The sequence below is a fragment of the Sphingobacterium mizutaii genome, assembly GCF_900187125.1.
Lineage (GTDB): Bacteria > Bacteroidota > Bacteroidia > Sphingobacteriales > Sphingobacteriaceae > Sphingobacterium > Sphingobacterium mizutaii.
The window spans coordinates 485,173-504,599 of sequence record NZ_LT906468.1 but is presented as its reverse complement, the minus strand read 5'-3'; the positions used below and the strand labels follow the sequence as shown (position 1 = coordinate 504,599).

Here is a 19,427-nt window from a genome sequence, read left to right as displayed (position 1 = left end):
TTTGCTTATGTACGAATATTTTAAAGGTAAACTAGTTTTTAAAGCTCCGACCCATGTCGTTTTAGAAGTGGGAGGAATTGGCTATTACTTGCATATTTCATTGACCACTTATAGCCAGATCAAAGATCAGGAAGATTGTAAGCTTTTTGCTTCCTTTCAGGTACGTGAAGATTCCCAAACTTTGTTTGGTTTCGCTACGGAAGCCGAAAGACATCTCTTTCACCATTTGATCTCAGTTTCGGGAATCGGCCCTAACACGGGTAGAATGATGCTTTCTTCCATTACTCCGGAAGAAATCCAACAAGCTATCGTCAACGGACAGGTCAATGTCATTCAGAAAATCAAAGGGATAGGACCCAAAACAGCACAACGGGTAATCCTTGAATTACAGGATAAACTTAAAAAGCAAGGTCCAGATGCATTGATTCCATTAGTAGTCAGCAAACCTTCTTCAGCCGAAGAAGCATTGACTGCATTGGTGATGTTAGGTTTCCCAAAAGCACAAGCGGAAAAAGCCCTTCAGGCTATCTATACCGCCGAGCCAGATCTTTCTGTAGAGCAATTAATCAAAGCCGCCTTAAAACGCCTATAAAGATTAATTATCTTTTAATAAAAGTCAAAAAAGAGGTTATCTGAACAAGATAACCTCTTTTTTGTTGATTAATCTTATTCCTTCCCCTCATCCTGCTCTGAATGCGAAGAATCTATTTTTGTTCTTTTTTCTTAGACAGATTGTCATCGAATCGCAAGATGAGCAAACTATTTTTTATTAAATCAAACAAAGATTGCATGGGCGTACAGGTCCTGTACCTTCGGTACAGAATGACAGGACCTGTTGGAGGAGAACCGTTCAGATTCTTCACTTATCGTTCAGAATTGGAAATGAATTAAGAAGGGATTTTCAGAAAAATATTTCACCCACGCTGTGGGTTATACGTCAATCGATTTGGTTTTCTACAAAGATTTCACCCCTTCCAGGGGTTCCCAATTTACGCAAACATTCATCCTTACGCAGGAAGTCCTTTAGCCCCCGGCTCATTTCCAGTGGCGGAAAAATGGATAGAATGCCGATGCCCCGTGCGATGGGATTGGCCTTGGAATGCTTTCAGAAGATCATCCCATCAAAAGGGATGATCTTCTGAAAGATATTCCCGACAACAAGGCATTCTATCCATGTGCACTGGATGGTGCGAAAAGCCACCTTAAATGGGCCGAAGGTTTTTGGTTACTTTTGGGCTCCAAAAGTAACAATGAGATCGGTATCCGTGAGCTCCTTCGTCGGTTTGGTTAATTTGCGCTTCAAAAGTAACGAAGAATCTAAATTTTGTTTTTTTCTTAACTTAATGACATTGCCTAGCGGGGGTAAAATATTTTTCTGATTTATATGCTGCGGGTGTATTCAATACCGCCCCTACGAACCTTGCCACAGAATGTTCTTGGTCTATCCTCATATCCTTTCCATCCTGGTTTATTCCAGATCTTGGTCCTTCCTCTCATCCTTTCCATCCTGGTTCAAATATTCCCCTATCAATTCCGTATATTTGTAATACAAAAACCCTCCAAACCATGGCAGAAGATTTACATATAGCAAGCGGAAGTAAAGAACAACAATATCAATCCTTGGTACCACAGATTAAAGGCCTACTACAAGGCGAAACTAATTTTATTGCCAATCTCGCAAATATCTGTGCCGCATTAAAAGAACAGTTCAATTTCTTTTGGGTAGGATTCTATCTAGTAGAAGGAAAAGAATTGGTACTTGGTCCTTTCCAAGGACCTGTAGCCTGTACACGAATCGCCTATAATAGAGGCGTATGCGGAACGGCATGGGCGAATGAAGAAACTCTGATTGTTCCTAATGTAGACGAATTCCCAGGACATATTGCCTGTTCCTCTTTGTCGAAATCTGAAATAGTTGTTCCTCTCCTTCAAAATGGAAAATGTATCGCAATTCTAGATGTCGACAGCAAAGAATTAAATTCGTTTGACTTAATCGATAAGCAATATCTAAATACCATTTTAGACCTACTTAATTCTCAGTAAAATTCTTTATATTTGTCGTGCCAAACACATTAACTATTAACCGAGCATGGCAGCACCGAAGACATTATCTTTTTTAAATTTAGTGATGGTAGCATTAAATTTTCTATGGATTGCATGCCTAGAAAATGGCTTACTATTTAGTTTTTCATTCACGGACACCATAGCCTTCTACCCATCCTATTTAACCCCAGCAAAGTTTGCCTATCAAATCTGGAACTTTATCGCTTTCAATATGGTATTGGCAACCTATATGATGTACGTCGGAACGCAAAAAAACAGCTTAAATGAAAACGTGGTCAAAAAAGTTCAAAAAATAGACTACCTATTGATCTTAAATCAGATGGCGCTCGGTTTAAGTATGACCTTAAAACACAATGATTATTTCTATTGGTCCTTATTGTATTCTATAATCTGTTTGGTTTCTGTAATGCTGATCAACAAACGGATCCAAATCCAGAGGTTGACGACCAATTCTTTTACTCGATATTTTATCCGCTTAGGTTTTGGGGTTTTTACCGGTTGGTTAATGTTCGTTATAGGCTTTAATTTTGCTGTAATTCTTGTCAAACTGAGCCCCTCCATTGGAGATCCTTTATTCTTTTATTTGAACCTGTTGGCCTTGGCTATTACTTGTGCATGCATGCTGGCCTATTCTTATTACAACTATTTGCCTTCCGTCTCAGCGGTATTGGCTTGGGGAAGCTATGGTGCATACGTTGAAAACAAACAAGACCCTCTTCCTACCCAATATGACATCTTGCCTTTCCTGATTATTTCCATGATCTTGGGTTTAATCTTTACAGCATTTAATTACTATAGATGTACGGTCAGAAGGAAGTTGCTTACTGTAACTATGCAGGAACCACCGTCCATAACTTAATGGTCTTGTCATCACTGACTGTAAAGATCCGATCTTGATCCCATAACATATTATTGATGGAAAGATAATGGCTATCATAGCCACGATCCCGCGACACATTCTTGATCAAGGCTAAGTCTTCCAAGCGCCAAACCTTTAAGGTCTTATCCCTACTCACGGTTGCCAGCAAATTTTCCTCAGAATTCAAGGCAATCCCATAAACGGTGAACATGTGAGGAACAATCTCTTGAAGGGTGTCCAAATTGGAATCCAACTTAAATAATTTCGCATCCCTTCCCCCAGACAGCAAATTCCCGAAAGGATCAAATTGCAAACTAGTTACGGGTAACTCATGCACCTTTCTTTTCTTCACTTCCCGGAAATCATCCGCATGGAAAAGATGAATCTCTCCGCTCTTATCCCCAAAAGCTACAGAAGAGCCTTCCTTATCCACCTCAATGACCCTAACCGTGGTATTGGAAACCTTAAATCTATAAAGCAGCTCATAGCTCTCTAAACTCCATACATAAGCATAACCTTCCTCACCAATTGCAATCAATTCCTGTTTACCGGGAATGGTCTTGATCGAAAACACTGCCCCCTGTTCCACCTTTAAATTAGCCTTTAAACTGAGGCTCTCAGTATCGACGATTAATATCTGACCAGATCTCATCCCTATCGCCAGCAAAGAAGTTCCTGGGATAGGAAATAAAGAATATACAGAACTGCCTACCTTACACAAGATCCTTTTAAAGCTCATACTTTGCAAGTCCCATTCGACAACACCTTTATCGTTGCCTCCCGTAAATAAAATATTCGGATCCACACTTGAAATTGCCAAAGCAAATACTGGATTTTGATGACCGGATAAGGTCCCATTTAGGTTGATATTAATCTTTTCTAGATTCATGTTATACAAATATACCCTTGATTGCACAGAAATAAAAGGAATGTCCGCCTCTATCCCAAATGCTGACATAAGTCTTACGATACGGGCAGTTTGAACCAGGATGGAAGGGATAGGAGGATAGACCAAGATCTGGGTTTGAACCAGGATTAATGGGATAAGAGGATGGACCAAGATCTGGGTTTGAAAGTGGCCTCCTAGACTATTTTTGGCCACAATTCCGTAGGCGTATCGCATACGCCCGCCGCATATTTTGAATAAATAAAAGGTTTGTATTGGCGAACAGTTCCTGTACCTTCGGTACCGGATGACAGGACATGAAGGTGAGGAACCGTACAGATTCTTCACTTATCATTCAGAATGGGAAATGCGCTAAGGAGTGATTCAGAGTGAAACGAAGAATTTATTTTTTATTTTTTTAAGGGTCAGTTTCATTTCGAAATCGTAAGATGAGAAAACCATTTCAAATGAAGAGTGGATTATTCCGAGACCCATCGGGCATGCCCTACCAATAAATAATTTAATAAAAATGTTTTTCAAGCCATTCAGGCCCATATTTATTTATCAGAAGAATATTTTTATCCGCCATACATCCCCAGCGGGGATGAATTATTTTAGCTATGGTATTGAAAAATATAGGGTTAATGCAAAAACGATGTTCGATTAATCGAACATCGTTTTTGCGCGACTTTCAGGCTAACGTACCATGCTAGCTAAAATAATTGAACCCCAAGAGGGGTTCAATTACGCAGTTCAATTAAATTTGAAATGGGAGTATCGAATAAGTCTGCCACATGCAGATGAACCAGGGTTCGGTTCGGCTCCCAAACAAAAAATCCCCAGCCAATGGCCAGGGACTCCTCTATTAAAAATATCTTGACCTCTTATTGATGCCTACCTTCAAGGTTCTTAGCGATAGTTTCTAGGCTCATACCTTTCTCCTTCAGCAATACAATCAGGTGGAACATCAAATCGGACGTTTCATTGATGAAATCCTTTTCTGTTTCGGTTAATGCCGCAATAACGGTTTCAACTGCTTCCTCGCCGACCTTTTGTGCAATTTTATTGATCCCTCTAGATCTCAAGCGGTTCACATAGGATTCATCAGTAGGAAAGTCGATACGATGCTGAACGATCCGCTCCAATTGCAATAAAAAGTTTTGGTTGAATTCCGTATTAAAGCAGCTACGGTTACCTGTATGGCAAGTTGGTCCTACGGGGTCTGCTTTGACCAAGATGGTATCTTGATCACAATCGATATGAGTACTAACAACATGAAGAAAGTTTCCGCTTTCTTCGCCTTTTGTCCATAGTCTATTTTTGCTCCTTGAAAAGAAAGTCACCTTTTTCTCCTCTTGGGTTTTGTTCCAGGCCTCTTCGTTCATATAGCCAAGCATCAGCACTTCCAAAGTCTGGTTGTCTTGGATAATTACTGGAACAAGTCCGTCACCTTTGTTAAAATCAATACTCATGTTTTATGTATTATCAACGCCTAATGGAAATTCCATTGGCGTGCAATGTTTCTTTTAATTCAGGGATCAATATCTCCCCATAGTGAAATACCGAGGCTGCAAGGGCTGCATCCACATTAGACTGTTGGAATACATCAACAAAATGTTGCTGATTACCTGCTCCACCCGATGCAATCAATGGAATATGGATCGAATCATTGATCTTTTTCAACAAGCCATTATCAAATCCATTTTTAGTTCCATCATGGTCCATGGAAGTTAACAGGATTTCACCTGCACCTCTATTTTCTGCTTCCTTGATCCAATCTTCGGTTTCAATATCGGTAAGGTCCCGTCCTCCACGTAAGTGGACAAAATTCTTACCATTTACTAATCGGGTATCAACCGCCAATACCACGAATTGAACCCCAAATGCCTTTGCAAATTGATCCAAGAGTTCCGGATTACGTACCGCAGCTGAATTGATCGAGATTTTATCCGCACCAGCATTCAGCAGTACATCTGCATCCGAAAGCTCATTGATTCCACCTCCAATGGTAAATGGAATATTGATCTGACTGGCTACTGCCTTTACCAAATCCACAGTCGTCTTACGACGCTCATGGGTCGCTGTAATATCCAGAAAAACCAGTTCATCAGCTCCCTGTTGCGAATATTGCCAAGCTAATTCAACAGGATCCCCCGCATCTCGAAGGTCAACAAAGTTCACCCCCTTTACCGTTCGGCCATCCTTAACATCCAAACAAGGAATAATCCGCTTTGCTAGCATGCTATAAACTGATTAATGCTTTTAGATTCCAAGCCTTGATCTCTTCAATGCTGATCCTATTTTCATAGATCGCCTTTCCAACAACCACGGACTCCATTTTACCTAAATTGTTCAATTCTTCAATATCTGCCATAGAGCTGATACCACCAGAACCGATCAGTTTGATAATTGGTGAATGATCCAATAATTTCTTGTATAATTCTACACCGGCACCACCTAATTTCCCATCTTTACTGATATCAGTGCACAAAAAGCGGTAAAAACCTAAGGCTAAGCATTTATCAATGTATTCGATTAATTTGATCGGGGAACTCTCCAACCAACCTGAATATTTGATGACTTCATCCAATACATCGATGGCGATCACAATGTGATCAGCATATTTAATCCTTCCTTCGTTCAGCTTGCTCAGCTCTTCCAAAAAGGTTGGGTTTGTAATAGCTTGCGTACCGACAATAACGCGATAAACACCTGCATCAACCAATTCCTTAACTTTCTCGATACTACGGACACCACCACCATATTGGACTTTCATTTCGGTTCTCCTAATGATGTCAAACAAGTACTCTTGATTACTGAAATCTCCTTTTGCACCATTTAAATCAATGATATGGACGATTTCAGTACCATTTGCATGGTATTTCTCAATTTGTTCTTCCAAAGTAATGGAGTAAGTTGTAACATCTTCATAGTTACCCTCTCTCAAACGGACAACCTGTTTGTCCAATACATCAATTGCAGGTATAATATACATAGTCTAAAAATTCATTTATAATTCATTAAAATTCAGCAACAATTGCTCCCCAAATTTCCCTGATTTCTCAGGATGAAATTGTACCGCCCAGAAATTATCCTTTGCTATTGCTGCCGAGAATGGCAATCCGTACTCACAAGTTGCTATGCCGTAGGTTAATTCATGTTCAATGTAATAAGAATGAACGAAATAAAAATAGGAATTATTAGGAATTTCCTTAAAAAGTGGACAGTTCTCGTCAAAATTAATACTGTTCCAACCCATATGAGGCACCTTCTCTTTTACCCTATCTTCAAAATGTAACGTCTTTAATGGAATAATCCCCAACAGGTCCGCATTTCCTTCCTCCGAATAATCTGTCATCAGTTGCATCCCCACACAGATCCCCAACACAGGCTTTTTTAAGGTTCTGATCGTTTCGGAAAGGCCAGAATCCAGCAATTTTTGCATGGCAGCCCCTGCATGTCCGACCCCTGGAATAATAATCCTCTCATACTGCTCAAAATCCGCTGGGACATTGATCATCCCATAAGAAATGTTTAGGCGCTTTAAGGCTGCAGTTATGGAAAATATATTTCCAGCTCCATAGTTTACTATCCCAATCATAATTCCTTTATATATAACCCATCAAATCCCATTTCGTTTTTATAGAAGTCCTTTTGTACTTGGAAGTTGCATATTGTCAACATCTCTGCGTACTGCTTTTTTGATGGTTTTCGCGAAAGCCTTGAAGATCGCCTCTATTTTATGGTGTTCGTTATCTCCAGTTGCCTGTATGTTCAAATTAGATTTTGAAGCATCTGAAAAGGATTTAAAGAAATGGAAGAACATTTCTGTTGGCATGTCTCCTATTTTCTCACGCTTGAATTCAGCATCCCAGACGATCCAATTCCTACCTCCAAAATCAATGGCAACTTGCGCTAAACAATCATCCATCGGTAAGGTATAGGCATAACGTTCAATTCCACGCTTATTTCCCAGCACATTCAAGAAGATTTCACCCAATGCAATCCCTGTATCTTCGATGGTATGGTGCTCATCGATATGCAGATCACCTTTGGCTTTAATCGTTAGATCCAAAGCACCGTGGCGGGCTAATTGATCCAACATATGGTCGAAAAATGGAAGTCCGGTCTCTATATCAGATTTTCCACTTCCGTCTAAGTTCAATTTAATATAGATATCCGTTTCATTGGTCTTACGATGGTGCTCACCAGTACGGCTACCCAACTTCAAGAACTCATAGATGGATTTCCAATCACTGGTTTCCAATCCAATGCAATCTTCCGAAATCGCTACATTTTCGAGTTTACCCAATTCATCGTTATTCCTTAACCAAATGGCTTTCGCACCAAGGTTCTGGGCCAACTTCACATCATTGACACGGTCTCCGATGACAAAGGAATTCGCCAAGTCAAACTTGCTTTCATCGAAATATTCTTTTAACATTCCAATTCCTGGCTTACGGGTCTCCGCATTCTCATGCGGAAATGTCTTGTCTATATGTTCTTTGACAAAGGTCACCCCCTCACCTGAAAAGGTATCCAATACAAATTGGTGTACTGGCCAGAAGTTTTCTTCTGGATGTGAGGAAGTCCCCAAACCATCTTGATTACTTACCAATACCAATTCAAAATCTAGTTCTTTTGCAATTTTAGGCAAGTACTGCAAAGCTCCCGGATAAAACTTCAACTTAGCAAAGGAATCGATCTGCTCATCCTCCGGCTCTAATATCAAAGTTCCATCTCTGTCGATAAACAATATTCTTTTTAATTGATCAGCCATGCTTACTTATTTATAAAATTGTTGGATCTCTTCTAATAATTTTTCGTTTTCAACCTTAGTACCGATCGTAATCCTTAGACAACCCTCACATAAGGCCACTTTGGAGCGGTCGCGAACAATAATACCTCTACCCACCAAGTGTGCATATAATTCTTTAGGTTGCTCCAGTTTGACCAAGATAAAGTTGGCATCTGAAGGTGTGATATGTTCAACCTGTGGAAAGGCCTCCAGCTTCTTGGCCAGCTCTTCCCTTTCAGCAACAGTTGTTTTAATCCACTCATTGACCACCTCTACATTTTCCAAAGCTTCCAGAACTAAATCCTGTGTAGCTTGATTGATGTTATAAGGAGGTTTGATCTTATTGAAGACCTCGATGATTTCCTTACTCGCAAAAGCCAAGCCTAAGCGCAATGCAGCCAAGCCCCAAGCCTTTGAGAGGGTCTGTAAAATGACCAAATTTGGAAACTCCGGTAAAGAATGGGTAAATGATTTCTGTTTCGAATAATTGATATACGCCTCGTCTACTACCACTAAGCCGGAGAAATTCACCAAAAGTGTTTCTATATCTAATGGATCGATACTATTCCCTGTTGGATTATTTGGCGAGCATACAAAGATTATTTTAGTATGCATATCAATAGCTTCTGCAATTCCGTCCAAGTCCAGTTGAAAATCTTTGGTCAGATTGACTTTCCTCGTTTCAACATCGTTGATATTGGCGGAAACCTCGTACATCCCGTAGGTTGGAGGTACCAAAATCACATTATCTAATTTCGGAGTACAGAATGCTCGGTATAGAATATCAATGGCTTCATCAGAACCGTTCCCCAAGAAAATATTTTCCGCAGGCACGCCCTTGATCTTGGAAAGTTTATTCTTAAGTTGATGTTGTAGGGGATCCGGATAACGGTTGTAATCATGTGGAAGTGGAGAGCCAAAAGAGTTCTCATTAGCATCTAAAAAGACAGATGCTTCTCCCTTAAATTCATCTCGTGCCGAAGAATAGGGCACAAGGTTCTTGATGTTATCTCGAAGAAGTGCGGTTAAGTTGAATGACATTGTAGTAGTCTAAAATTTTTCGAGCTGTAAATATGGCCAAAAATAAACAAAATCACTAAACTAAAAACCATTTCCCTTCTACTGAAAGTTCGGTGTTGGGAAAAACCTGCTGCGCTTCCTCCAATAGTGGCTGTAAAGTCCTGTATCTTGCTGAATAATGGCCAAGTAAAAGCTTCTTTACATGGGCTTCCTTTGCTATTTCTGCTGCCTCTAAAGAGGTGGTATGGAAAGTTTCCTTGGCTCGGTCCACCATTTCATGTAGAAAGGTACTCTCGTGGTACAGTAGATCAGCTCCCTCTATTGAATTCAGATAAATCGGATGCCTTACGGTATCCGAACAATAGGCATAACTTCTTGATGCCGGTGCAGGCAAGGTCAAATCACTGGCTGCATAGACCTTTCCTTGGGGATCCACATAGTCAATCCCTTTTTTCAAGGCTGCAAAGTATACTTTTGGTATTTGTAATTCCTCGACTTTATCCGCTCGCAGAGCCGCAGCTCGCTTTCCTTCATCAAATCGAAATCCTGTACAGGAAATTCGATGGATCAAAGGAAAGGTCCTGACAGTTAACATTCTCGATTCAAATATTACCTCTTCCTGATCTGGATTCGTTTGGTGGAAGATGATATTATAACGGATAACCGTTTCGGAATATTTAAAATGTAGTTCCAATATTTCCTGCAAAGGTGCAGGCCCATAGATATGAAGATCAGCCTTTCTTCCAACCAAATGCATGGATGATACCAAGCCTACTAGGCCCAGATAATGATCTCCATGCAGATGGCTAATAAAGATATGATCTATGCGATTGCTCTTGATCCCATATTTTGACAGTTGCATCTGCGTGCCCTCGCCACAATCGATCAGAAACAATTGCTCGTTATAATTTACCACTTGAGATGTAGGATGACGCTCGAACATAGGTGTCGCCGAACTGTTCCCTAAAATTAATACCTCAAATCGTAACATATTACTCTTGCTCTTCTTTTAAATCTAAACGGATCTCGTTTCCAAAGATCAAGTCTTTGGCTTTCTCAATGTTCTTTGTAATGATCAAATATTTATCCAAACCCAATGATTTGATATACGTCAATATCTCCTCATTCAGATTGGTCAAGATAAATAAGCCCCCTAATGATTTACATAGACGACGAGCCAAAAGACCAGTGCGAATCCCCGTTTCATCCGTAGACTTCACGTTGTTCATGTCCAATACTATATTGCGTTGCCCACCAGTATTGCGCAACATAAACTCGCCTTTCAAACTTGCGGCAGTTTCTCCGTCCAACCTCTCTTGTAGAGGCTCTATTACAACATATCGATCGTATTTGTCTACCGTAAATTTCATCTTTTCAATAAATTAATAGTTGTGTTAATGCTTAAATCAGTTTTTCCAAAGCCTTCTCCACATTCTTTTCCACCCTCACAAGCACATCAGCTTCTTCTGGAATCAGAAATTTCTCTCCAGTAATGTGTTCGTAAAGCTCAATATAGCGCTCAGAAATGGATTTAACAATTTCCTCGGTCATTTCAGGTACTTTTTGTCCATCTTTTCCTTGGAATCCATTTTCAATCAACCATTGCCTCACAAATTCTTTGGACAGCTGTTTCTGAGGTTCTGCCTTTGCTTGGCGTTCCTCATAGCCCTCTGCATAGAAATAACGTGAAGAATCTGGTGTATGGATTTCATCAATCAAATAGATCTGACCGTCTTTCTTTCCAAACTCATATTTGGTATCCACCAAGATCAAGCCTCGTTCAGCAGCAATCTCAGTTCCCCTTTGGTATAAAGCATGGGCATACTTTTCCAGTTGCGTATAATCTTCCTCGGAAACAATTCCCCTAGCAATAATATCGGCTCTGGAAATATCCTCGTCATGGCCCACATCAGCTTTAGTTGATGGGGTAATGATTGGCGTTGGCAACTTATCATTCTCTTTTAATCCCTCAGGAAGTTCCACTCCACAAAGCACTCTTCCTCCATCACGGTAGGTTCTCCAAAGATGTCCGGAAACATAACCACGGATTACCATTTCTACCTTGAAGGGTTCACATTTTTTTCCGATTGTAACATTAGGATCTGGAACGGAAGCGACCCAGTTTGGAAGGATATCAGAAGTGGCAGACAGAAATTTGGACGCAATTTGGTTCAATACCTGTCCTTTATAAGGAATTGGCTTTGGCAAAACTACATCAAAAGCAGAGATGCGATCAGATGCTACCATAACTAGGTAGTCCTCGCCGATGCTGTATACATCCCTTACTTTTCCTCTATAAAATGCTGTCTGTCCCTTGAAATTAAAATTTGTTTCTTTTATTGTATTCATTGTGTGTGCGTCTGAAACGCGTTAATTTAATCTTAAATGTCACCGTAAGCTTCCAAGATCCGTTTCACCAATTTATGGCGAACGACATCCGAACCGCTCAGGTAAATCATGTCTATCCCTTCGATCCCATCCAAAATTTTCACGGCATTTACCAAACCAGATTGGGTCTTTTTAGGTAAATCCACCTGGGTCATATCACCAGTCACGATAAACTTTGCTGTTGGTCCCATACGCGTTAAAAACATCTTCAACTGCATATCGGTAGCATTTTGTGCTTCATCGAGAATAACGAAGCAATTGTCCAAGGTCCTACCACGCATAAATGCCAATGGTGCCACTTCAATTGTTCTGTTTTCAAGATATCCCTTCAGTTTTTCTGCTGGAATCATATCATCCAAGGCATCATATAATGGACGTAAATAGGGATCAACCTTTTCTTTTAGGTCTCCCGGCAAGAAACCTAAGTTCTCTCCGGCCTCTACCGCGGGTCGGGTCAGGATAATACGTTTGATTTCTTTATTCCTTAACGCCCTTACCGCTAGGGCAACTGCCGTATAGGTTTTTCCGGTACCAGCTGGGCCGATCGCAAAGAGAATGTCATTCTTATTGATACTGTCCACCATCCGTCGCTGATTTGGGGTTCTAGCACGGACCACGATACCATTTGGACCATAAACGATTGGTTCACCTTTAAAAGCCGCAGCCTTCTGTTCGCCTTCTTCCTTTTCTGCAATTACGGGTTTTACACTCGATACAGATCCTAACAAACTTTCCAATTCCAACAAGGAAAGCGTCTGAAATTGGTTGATATGAGCTAGAATATCATCAAATACCTGTTGAAACCTTGTCCGCTCCCCTTCTTCACCTAAAACCTTCAAGGTACTCCCTCGCGCTACTAGACGTAACTTCGGAAAAGCTTTCTTTATAAACTCAAAATTTTCATTCTGAGCTCCCCACAATGTCACCAAATTGACAACATCTAAATTGATTTCTAATTCGCTCAAATTGTTTCCTAATTAATTTCCTGAATATTTCACGTCCTGTCCGATTGGCGTGCAAATAAAGATATCAAAAAAACGAAAATATTATGTCCTTTTCACTCTTTCTTGAATCAAAAATACAAACTAATTGAGCAGAATTAAAAGCAATTGCAAGTATTAATTCATAATAGATTTAGCAATCGATTTACTTTTTCTATTTTTGTAATTCGCTTAACAAAATAACAATATAATTTTTTTAGCTTCAGGCTTGCTGAACACTATGGGAGTAATTACGTTAACCACCGATTTAGGTCATCGCGATTTTTATCAAGCTGCACTCAAAGGCAGTATCATTTCGCAGTTGCCGAATGTTAGGCTTGTTGACATATCACATGATATCCCTTCTTTCAGTATACAACATGCGGCTTTCGTCATCAACAACGCTTATCCGTACTTCCCGAAGAACACCGTACACTTAATCGGTATCGACACCGTCTTCCAAGAAGACTCCCGTTACCTCGCTATGGCCTACAAAGGTCAGTTCTTTGTCGGTGCTGATAATGGGATCTTCAGTATCATCATCGGAGAAGACAAACCCACTGAAATGGTCGAGATCAATATCATGCAGGATCTGCGGTACCTGCATTTCCCGCTTGCTGATATCCTGACCAAAGCTGCTTGTCATATCGCGGATGGCGGTAAACTCCAAGATATTGGCCTCCCAATCGACAATGCGGTACAGAAAGTTACTTTTCAACCCATCTACAACCAGAACAGCATCAAAGGTCATGTCACCTTTATTGACTCCTTTGGTAATGTCATCAGTAATATCAGCAAGGACCTGTTCAACCAAGTCCAACAAGGTCGAGATTTTATCCTACGCTTCAAACGAAACGAAACGATCAGCAACCTGTCTTGGCACTATAATGAAGTTGCCGAAGGCGAGAAGCTATGCCTTTTCGGAATCAGTAATTTCTTGGAGATAGCGATCAACAAAGGCCATGCAAGCCAACTACTAGGACTTTATCAAGATGAAACCATTCTTGTGGAGTTCTTGGACAAGAAATAAGTTTCTTGTCTCCGTCTGAACGATAAAATGTTCCACGTTTTTTTCCTGCCTGCAATCCACTAAACGATAAATTGTTAAGTGTGAATTTTACAGGTAAACCCCGCTAGAATTTATCCCAATCTCATTCGAGAATCATTCCGAAATTTCCGAACGCGAATCGGATTTCCCCGAACATGTCTCGAATAAGACCAAAAGAAAACCCGAATAAAGAACCCCTTTTCTGACCTTAAAAAACAAAGGCCAGCAAATCACTTTGCCAGCCTCCCAAATTATGGTAATTAGGATTATTTTTACGTGAAAATCGCTTAGAAACCGAATCCAACTTTTATGGAGAACCTATGCACATCCATTTTCTTGGTCTCCTCATAACCCTCAATGGGATAAACCTGGATGTAGTCCATGTAGGGCTCAAAAATAGGTGGCTTTTGTTGGGTATATTTAGCCTTAATTGCTTGGTATTGATAACCTAGAGTGAAGGATATAAATCCAGTCCCTTCGGATAATTTCAATTTAACACCCAATTCCGGTGCAATCCGTATTCCTCCAGCTATATCCGCCTTTCGTCGAGGTTCATCTTCCCAAATAATACCGTAACCTGCATCTAATCCAGAAATTAACCGGGCTTTACCGGGCTCCAAAAAGGTATAGCGTGCAGCAAGGGAAATCGGGACCGATGAAAAGGTATGGATGCCATCAACAGCATATTTTTCGAATCCTGCAGTTCCGCCAATGGCAAGGTCCGGATTCAACAGGTATCCATTAAAGGTTTGGGCTGTAATGCCGGCTTCCCTAAAAGTCATATCATAGGCCATGACCCCAAATTCGGTATGGTTCATATATCTTCTCTCTTGTGCTATTAATACTTGGACACTGTTCAGACCTAACAGGAGGACTAAAAACAATTTGAAACATTGCTTCATAAAGAGTTATTTTTTCTGGTTAATGGAAATACAGCTCAATTGTTTCAAATTGGCTTTGTTAGCATAATCAAATTGGCAAATACCTTCAGGGCCGAATACAATCAATGATTTCGGTCCGGCAATGACATCAAAGCTCTTCAGGTTTTCCAAATTCTGCATGATGTTCTTATCAATGGCATTGACATCCGACACCTTGAAGCTCTTCAAACCGAATTGCCCTTCACAAACATAGAGGTGATCACCCGTCAACGCCAATCCATGTGGGTTTTTAAGCGTATAGCTCTTCAATAACTGTGGTGCGGTCAGATCACGGATATCGACAACCTCCAGGACATTTTGGTTGCCATTACAAATATTACCGGTCCGCAAGGTCACAAAGGCATAATGATCATTGACAACAACAGGATCACATGCAAAGGCATGACTATAGTTAGCAAGCTCTTTTGGGCTCGTTGGGTTGCTGATATCTAAGATATGCATGCCATTATTGGCACCGACAAACAGAGATTTTTTGAATGGGAACAAGGTTTCGATCCCAAAACCTAAACTCACTTCATTGATCAATTTTGGAGAACGGGCATTTTGCAGGTCGAAGTTTTTCACTTTATCCTGGAAAATGGCAAAAAGGAAGTTTTCTGAAATGGCAAACCTTGCCAATGAACCAGCCTGTCCAACGCTGTTTCCACCGCTACCCCCTCCATTTGAAGTGGTATAATCATTTCCTAGATTTTCATAAACCAAATAACGTTGTCCATCAGGCTTATATTCTCGACCATCGGCAAAGCTCACCAAAGAGTCCCGGTAAGCCACCGGTACAGGATCATCATCTCTTAAAACATTAACCGGTTTGTTGTCAACAATATATTTGACTGCGAACACATCCTTTTGCCGATTAACCAAAACAGGCTTGTTGATATTGGAAATGTCAAAGGTCAACAGATCGACGATGTTATCAACATAGAGCAGATCATTTTGAACCCCGAGATCAAAATTCCCAACGATCGGCAGAAAGCCTAGGGCCTTGGGCGTGGCAGGATTGCTATTATCATAAATATGAATACCTTTATTAGGTTCATTGATCAATAGGTAATCTTTATACAGATAAATTTTACCGGTTGCTGCCATCGTTTGAGGCTGAGCCATGCTAATATTGCTTGCCCTGACTTCACGTAAGGTTTTGTAGATGGGAATCTTGGCGATATAGCTTCCCTCGGAGTCAATTTTGTCACAGCCCCAAAAAAGAGAAAATAGCAGGACTGGCAAAATCAGCAATAAGCATCTTTTCACAGTTAGTGTTGTGGATTTCATAAGTTTAAGAATTGGAGTATATAAAATGATATACGTTAATCAAAGTCCAAGTGCTACAGCTGCTTGTATTTTTTCACATGGATGAGATTTCGTTGATCAAATCCGGATAAACTGACCAAAAAACGTCATCATTACAAAAATAGGCAGCAAAATTGCGGGTAATGAACCCATATTAAAAAAACAATAAAGCAAGCATCATCCATACGAATATGAAAAAACATAGTCTCTTCATTATAATTGCACTCTTTTTTGTTCAGCTGCTACACGCTCAAGATAGCACGGCGGTCAAGGCAGACTCCTTAACTTTCGAGGCACAGCGCGAGCGCGTGAATCATTTGTTGAATGAACGGAGCCGCCGATTTGGGGAATATGATCAATCCTTGGAGAAAAAAACTGGGGTCTTCGGACTGTTCAAGACCAAGAAGGACATGCAGAAATCCATTGATATCCTGAGGCAGGTTGTACTGAACGACAACAATATCTTTTTGGAAACAAGAAAATTACTAGATCTGAAGGATGCCCAAAGTGAACGATATCAGCGTTTGGCGAATGAATACGACATGCAGGTTTCTGCGTATATGAAAACCATTACCAAACTTCAGAATGAAAATGACAAACTACGGGAGGAGTTGAAATCTATGGAAAGCACGGATACAGGGAATGGCGTGTTGATTTATTTGGCTGTTATCGTCATCATAGCATTAATAATCCTTCTGATTTATCAGTACAATAGGCATAAACCCAAAAAATTGACGGAATAGTGATAAGAAGACCTATTTATATTGGTACTTTTGCTCAAAAAGAGAAAGAAATTAGTACATGGCCAGACCGAGATTGAACAGTGGAGACACCCATTCGGGGGATTTACCCAAACCGAAGCTGAACAAAGAAATTTTCCAGAAAGCATTACGGATATTTTCCTACATCAAGCCTTTTAAATGGAAATTTATAATTGGGATGGTTTTCCTTATCCTTTCCAGTTTGACGATGTTGACCTTTCCTGCGCTTTTGGGTGCTATGATTGATGCAGCACAAGGAAGGGTAAAATACGAATGGCTACCGGCCAGTGTCATGTACATTGGCGGATTATCATTGGTTATTCTTTCCTTTCAATCGGTGATTTCTTTTTTTCGGATCCGATTGTTTGTGGAGATTGCCGAAAAAGCATTGGCCAATATCCGCAAAGACACCTACCATCGCTTGATTACCTTGCCTATTGATTTCTTCGCTAACCGTCGGGTTGGGGAATTGAACAGCCGTCTATCATCAGACCTTTCACAGATCCAGGACACGATGACAACCACTTTGGCAGAAATGCTGAGGCAAACCATTAGTCTAGGTTTTGGCGTAGCCTTATTGATTTGGGTATCGCCAAAGTTGGCTTTGATGAACTTGTGCATCCTGCCCTTGATCATTATCGTGGCGATTGTTTTCGGGAGATTCATCCGAAACCTATCTAGGGAAGCACAGGATAAATTAGCAGAATCCAATTCTGTCGTTCAAGAAACTTTATTGGGCATCAGCAATGTAAAGGCCTTTGTGAACGAATTTTTTGAATCAAAGCGTTATGCAGAAAAGCTGAACCAATCGGTGGCACTAGCGGTAAAAGGCGCAACTTACCGTGGTATTTTTGCCTCCTTTATCATATTTGCCATCTTCGGAGCGGTCATTATCGTAATTTGGTACGGAGCATCCTTGGTATCCATCCATGAAATTTCAGTTGGAGATCTAACTACTTATATCCTTTATTCCATGTTTGTTGCAGGCTCAATGGGTAGTTTCCCGGAGCTCTATGCGACCTTGCAGCGCTCTCTTGGAGCAAGTGAACGTGTCTTAGAAATATTGAACGAGCCCAAGGAGGATATCCAGGTTAGTGATGAGGATAAAGAGATCAAGGTTGAATTGCATGGTGACATCCAATTTGACCATGTCAGCTTCGCCTATCCAACTAGACCTGACCTAACCATATTAAAAGACATTTCCTTTCATGTTGCTGCGGGCAAAAAGTTGGCAATCGTTGGTCCTAGTGGTACTGGGAAATCGACCATTGCTTCCTTGATATTAAAATTTTACCAACCAAGCAGTGGACAGATCAAGTATGATGGCATTCCTGCAGACCAGTTGGCACTGACCGATATCCGGAACCAAGTAGCCATTGTTCCCCAGGATGTACTCTTGTTTGGCGGGACCATCCGTGAGAACATCAGTTATGGCAATCTGACTGCCGATGCGGAGGACATCATTACTGCAGCAAAACGTGCGAACGCGCATCAGTTTATCATGGACTTCCCAGAAGGCTATGATACGGTCGTGGGTGAGCGCGGGGTCAAATTATCAGGCGGACAAAGACAAAGGATTGCGATTGCTCGTGCCCTATTAAAGGACCCAGCTATCTTGATCTTGGATGAGGCAACCTCTTCTTTGGATTCAGAATCTGAAAGAATGGTTCAACAAGCTTTGATCGAGCTGATGAAGAACAGAACGTCTATTATTATCGCACACCGACTGTCCACTATTCGAGACGCTGATAAGATCATCGTAGTGGAAGATGGCATTATTTCAGATATGGGAAATCACCAAGAATTAATGGAAAAAGGCAGCGGATTATACCATCATCTCTATACCTTACAGTCCCTTCACGTGGTTGAAAGTTAATTTTTGTTAATTTAGGGAAGCAAAAAACATTTTGGCTTATACCTTGTTTATCATTAACAGAACATATTAGACTAAATAGGATAAAATAATAGAATCATGGAAAAAAATAGAAACGGATTAGTGGCATTTGCCTTACTAGGTTTAGCAGTTGGTACTGCAGCATACTACTTATTAGGAACAGAAGACGGAAAGAAACAACTAGATCGTGCGAATGATGGCATTAAGAGCTTAACTAAATCAATCAAGGATCTTTCTAAAAAAGAAGCAAAAAGAGCACAAAAACTTGCTAAATCAGCGAAAGATGATTTAGAAAACCTAAAAGACCGTGCTAAGAATGCTGGCCGTGATGCTTTAGACAAAGCTTCATCAAAAGCAAACGAATGGGCAGGTAAAGCATCAGATGCGGCGCATAATTTAGCCAACAGAGCTGAAGACGCAGCAGACAAAGCGAAATCAGAAATTAAAAACGCTTAATTTCTAGCGCAATCATACATTGCTCAGCAGATTGATTTGTATCTT

General features: G+C 40.6%; 22 protein-coding genes. 8 read left to right on the top strand and 14 right to left on the bottom strand.

The annotated features are described in order from the left end of the window. Window positions 1-7 precede the first annotated feature (7 nt). Both ruvA and CKW03_RS02285 read left to right on the top strand, forming a co-directional pair. The gene (gene ruvA / locus CKW03_RS02290; RefSeq protein WP_093100622.1) at window positions 8-592 is read left to right on the top strand and encodes a Holliday junction branch migration protein RuvA; all 585 of its coding nucleotides are present in this window, start codon (window positions 8-10) and stop codon (window positions 590-592) included. A gap of 507 nt (window positions 593-1,099) precedes the next feature. Next, entirely contained in the window at window positions 1,100-1,291 is a 192-nt protein-coding gene (locus tag CKW03_RS02285) for a hypothetical protein (RefSeq protein ID WP_093100624.1), read from the top strand. A gap of 89 nt (window positions 1,292-1,380) precedes the next feature. Here the strand turns inward: CKW03_RS02285 and CKW03_RS20705 are convergent, their stop codons facing one another. After that, window positions 1,381-1,506: a hypothetical protein gene (locus CKW03_RS20705; RefSeq protein ID WP_261772043.1), complete on the bottom strand. Its 126-nt coding sequence runs from the start codon at window positions 1,504-1,506 to the stop codon at window positions 1,381-1,383. A 60-nt stretch (window positions 1,507-1,566) separates the two neighbouring features. Between CKW03_RS20705 and CKW03_RS02280 the strand changes: the two genes are divergently transcribed. After that, window positions 1,567-2,043, top strand: a complete 477-nt coding sequence (locus CKW03_RS02280) for a free L-methionine (R)-S-oxide reductase MsrC (protein WP_093100625.1) — start codon at window positions 1,567-1,569, stop codon at window positions 2,041-2,043. A gap of 85 nt (window positions 2,044-2,128) precedes the next feature. Then, entirely contained in the window at window positions 2,129-2,923 is a 795-nt protein-coding gene (locus CKW03_RS02275; RefSeq protein WP_139185522.1) for a TspO-related membrane protein, read from the top strand. Here the strand turns inward: CKW03_RS02275 and CKW03_RS02270 are convergent. From CKW03_RS02270 to CKW03_RS02220, 11 genes are all read right to left on the bottom strand, one after another. Further along, window positions 2,895-4,046: a WD40 repeat domain-containing protein gene (locus CKW03_RS02270; RefSeq protein WP_236736559.1), complete on the bottom strand. Its 1,152-nt coding sequence runs from the start codon at window positions 4,044-4,046 to the stop codon at window positions 2,895-2,897. The genes CKW03_RS02275 and CKW03_RS02270 overlap by 29 nt on opposite strands. Before the next feature lie 647 nt (window positions 4,047-4,693). Continuing rightward, the gene (gene hisIE, locus CKW03_RS02265) at window positions 4,694-5,281 is read right to left on the bottom strand and encodes a bifunctional phosphoribosyl-AMP cyclohydrolase/phosphoribosyl-ATP diphosphatase HisIE (protein ID WP_093100628.1); all 588 of its coding nucleotides are present in this window, start codon (window positions 5,279-5,281) and stop codon (window positions 4,694-4,696) included. A gap of 13 nt (window positions 5,282-5,294) precedes the next feature. After that, window positions 5,295-6,050, bottom strand: a complete 756-nt coding sequence (hisF, locus tag CKW03_RS02260) for an imidazole glycerol phosphate synthase subunit HisF (RefSeq protein ID WP_093100629.1) — start codon at window positions 6,048-6,050, stop codon at window positions 5,295-5,297. Window position 6,051: 1 nt separating this feature from the next. Further along, window positions 6,052-6,804, bottom strand: coding sequence for a 1-(5-phosphoribosyl)-5-[(5-phosphoribosylamino)methylideneamino]imidazole-4-carboxamide isomerase (locus CKW03_RS02255; protein ID WP_093100631.1), 753 nt, complete (start codon window positions 6,802-6,804; stop codon window positions 6,052-6,054). A gap of 15 nt (window positions 6,805-6,819) precedes the next feature. Next, window positions 6,820-7,410 (bottom strand): imidazole glycerol phosphate synthase subunit HisH, encoded by a 591-nt coding sequence (gene hisH / locus CKW03_RS02250; RefSeq protein WP_093100632.1) that lies wholly within the window; start codon window positions 7,408-7,410, stop codon window positions 6,820-6,822. Window positions 7,411-7,449: 39 nt separating this feature from the next. Then, the gene (hisB, locus tag CKW03_RS02245; RefSeq protein ID WP_093100633.1) at window positions 7,450-8,589 is read right to left on the bottom strand and encodes a bifunctional histidinol-phosphatase/imidazoleglycerol-phosphate dehydratase HisB; all 1,140 of its coding nucleotides are present in this window, start codon (window positions 8,587-8,589) and stop codon (window positions 7,450-7,452) included. Between the two features lie 6 nt (window positions 8,590-8,595). Beyond that, the gene (gene hisC / locus CKW03_RS02240) at window positions 8,596-9,648 is read right to left on the bottom strand and encodes a histidinol-phosphate transaminase (protein WP_093100635.1); all 1,053 of its coding nucleotides are present in this window, start codon (window positions 9,646-9,648) and stop codon (window positions 8,596-8,598) included. Between the two features lie 55 nt (window positions 9,649-9,703). Beyond that, window positions 9,704-10,618 (bottom strand): ribonuclease Z, encoded by a 915-nt coding sequence (locus CKW03_RS02235; protein ID WP_093100636.1) that lies wholly within the window; start codon window positions 10,616-10,618, stop codon window positions 9,704-9,706. 1 nt (window position 10,619) lies between these two features. Then, complete coding sequence (locus CKW03_RS02230; RefSeq protein ID WP_093100638.1) at window positions 10,620-10,997, bottom strand: STAS domain-containing protein; 378 nt, start codon at window positions 10,995-10,997, stop codon at window positions 10,620-10,622. A 31-nt stretch (window positions 10,998-11,028) separates the two neighbouring features. After that, window positions 11,029-11,976, bottom strand: a complete 948-nt coding sequence (locus CKW03_RS02225) for a phosphoribosylaminoimidazolesuccinocarboxamide synthase (protein ID WP_093100639.1) — start codon at window positions 11,974-11,976, stop codon at window positions 11,029-11,031. A 32-nt stretch (window positions 11,977-12,008) separates the two neighbouring features. Beyond that, window positions 12,009-12,980, bottom strand: a complete 972-nt coding sequence (locus CKW03_RS02220; RefSeq protein WP_093100641.1) for a PhoH family protein — start codon at window positions 12,978-12,980, stop codon at window positions 12,009-12,011. Between the two features lie 256 nt (window positions 12,981-13,236). Here CKW03_RS02220 and CKW03_RS02215 point away from each other — a divergent pair, with 256 nt between their 5' ends. Next, complete coding sequence (locus CKW03_RS02215) at window positions 13,237-14,025, top strand: SAM hydrolase/SAM-dependent halogenase family protein (protein ID WP_093100642.1); 789 nt, start codon at window positions 13,237-13,239, stop codon at window positions 14,023-14,025. Window positions 14,026-14,330: 305 nt separating this feature from the next. Here CKW03_RS02215 and CKW03_RS02210 read toward each other — a convergent pair whose 3' ends face one another. Then, window positions 14,331-14,945 carry a hypothetical protein gene (locus CKW03_RS02210; RefSeq protein WP_093100644.1) on the bottom strand — a complete coding sequence of 205 codons (615 nt, stop codon included), beginning with the start codon at window positions 14,943-14,945 and terminating at the stop codon, window positions 14,331-14,333. A 6-nt stretch (window positions 14,946-14,951) separates the two neighbouring features. Beyond that, window positions 14,952-16,253: an LVIVD repeat-containing protein gene (locus tag CKW03_RS02205; RefSeq protein ID WP_093100645.1), complete on the bottom strand. Its 1,302-nt coding sequence runs from the start codon at window positions 16,251-16,253 to the stop codon at window positions 14,952-14,954. A gap of 209 nt (window positions 16,254-16,462) precedes the next feature. Between CKW03_RS02205 and CKW03_RS02200 the strand changes: the two genes are divergently transcribed. From CKW03_RS02200 to CKW03_RS02190, 3 genes are all read left to right on the top strand, one after another. Then, window positions 16,463-17,014, top strand: a complete 552-nt coding sequence (locus tag CKW03_RS02200; RefSeq protein WP_093100647.1) for a hypothetical protein — start codon at window positions 16,463-16,465, stop codon at window positions 17,012-17,014. Between the two features lie 58 nt (window positions 17,015-17,072). Continuing rightward, window positions 17,073-18,908, top strand: coding sequence for an ABC transporter ATP-binding protein (locus CKW03_RS02195; RefSeq protein WP_093100649.1), 1,836 nt, complete (start codon window positions 17,073-17,075; stop codon window positions 18,906-18,908). Between the two features lie 96 nt (window positions 18,909-19,004). Next, window positions 19,005-19,382, top strand: a complete 378-nt coding sequence (locus CKW03_RS02190) for a YtxH domain-containing protein (protein ID WP_093100650.1) — start codon at window positions 19,005-19,007, stop codon at window positions 19,380-19,382. Window positions 19,383-19,427: the final 45 nt, after the last annotated feature.

Bases quoted from the DNA above. Each gene is read 5' to 3' on its own strand.
- ruvA (WP_093100622.1), top strand. From the start codon at position 8: ATGTACGAATATTTTAAAGGTAAACTAGTTTTTAAAGCTCCGACCCAT.
- CKW03_RS02285 (WP_093100624.1), top strand. From the start codon at position 1,100: ATGCTTTCAGAAGATCATCCCATCAAAAGGGATGATCTTCTGAAAGAT.
- CKW03_RS20705 (WP_261772043.1), bottom strand. From the start codon at position 1,506: ATGGAAAGGATGAGAGGAAGGACCAAGATCTGGAATAAACCAGGATGG.
- CKW03_RS02280 (WP_093100625.1), top strand. From the start codon at position 1,567: ATGGCAGAAGATTTACATATAGCAAGCGGAAGTAAAGAACAACAATAT.
- CKW03_RS02275 (WP_139185522.1), top strand. From the start codon at position 2,129: ATGGTAGCATTAAATTTTCTATGGATTGCATGCCTAGAAAATGGCTTA.
- CKW03_RS02270 (WP_236736559.1), bottom strand. From the start codon at position 4,046: ATGCGATACGCCTACGGAATTGTGGCCAAAAATAGTCTAGGAGGCCAC.
- hisIE (WP_093100628.1), bottom strand. From the start codon at position 5,281: ATGAGTATTGATTTTAACAAAGGTGACGGACTTGTTCCAGTAATTATC.
- hisF (WP_093100629.1), bottom strand. From the start codon at position 6,050: ATGCTAGCAAAGCGGATTATTCCTTGTTTGGATGTTAAGGATGGCCGA.
- CKW03_RS02255 (WP_093100631.1), bottom strand. From the start codon at position 6,804: ATGTATATTATACCTGCAATTGATGTATTGGACAAACAGGTTGTCCGT.
- hisH (WP_093100632.1), bottom strand. From the start codon at position 7,410: ATGATTGGGATAGTAAACTATGGAGCTGGAAATATATTTTCCATAACT.
- hisB (WP_093100633.1), bottom strand. From the start codon at position 8,589: ATGGCTGATCAATTAAAAAGAATATTGTTTATCGACAGAGATGGAACT.
- hisC (WP_093100635.1), bottom strand. From the start codon at position 9,648: ATGTCATTCAACTTAACCGCACTTCTTCGAGATAACATCAAGAACCTT.
- CKW03_RS02235 (WP_093100636.1), bottom strand. From the start codon at position 10,618: ATGTTACGATTTGAGGTATTAATTTTAGGGAACAGTTCGGCGACACCT.
- CKW03_RS02230 (WP_093100638.1), bottom strand. From the start codon at position 10,997: ATGAAATTTACGGTAGACAAATACGATCGATATGTTGTAATAGAGCCT.
- CKW03_RS02225 (WP_093100639.1), bottom strand. From the start codon at position 11,976: ATGAATACAATAAAAGAAACAAATTTTAATTTCAAGGGACAGACAGCA.
- CKW03_RS02215 (WP_093100642.1), top strand. From the start codon at position 13,237: ATGGGAGTAATTACGTTAACCACCGATTTAGGTCATCGCGATTTTTAT.
- CKW03_RS02210 (WP_093100644.1), bottom strand. From the start codon at position 14,945: ATGAAGCAATGTTTCAAATTGTTTTTAGTCCTCCTGTTAGGTCTGAAC.
- CKW03_RS02205 (WP_093100645.1), bottom strand. From the start codon at position 16,253: ATGAAATCCACAACACTAACTGTGAAAAGATGCTTATTGCTGATTTTG.
- CKW03_RS02200 (WP_093100647.1), top strand. From the start codon at position 16,463: ATGAAAAAACATAGTCTCTTCATTATAATTGCACTCTTTTTTGTTCAG.
- CKW03_RS02195 (WP_093100649.1), top strand. From the start codon at position 17,073: ATGGCCAGACCGAGATTGAACAGTGGAGACACCCATTCGGGGGATTTA.
- CKW03_RS02190 (WP_093100650.1), top strand. From the start codon at position 19,005: ATGGAAAAAAATAGAAACGGATTAGTGGCATTTGCCTTACTAGGTTTA.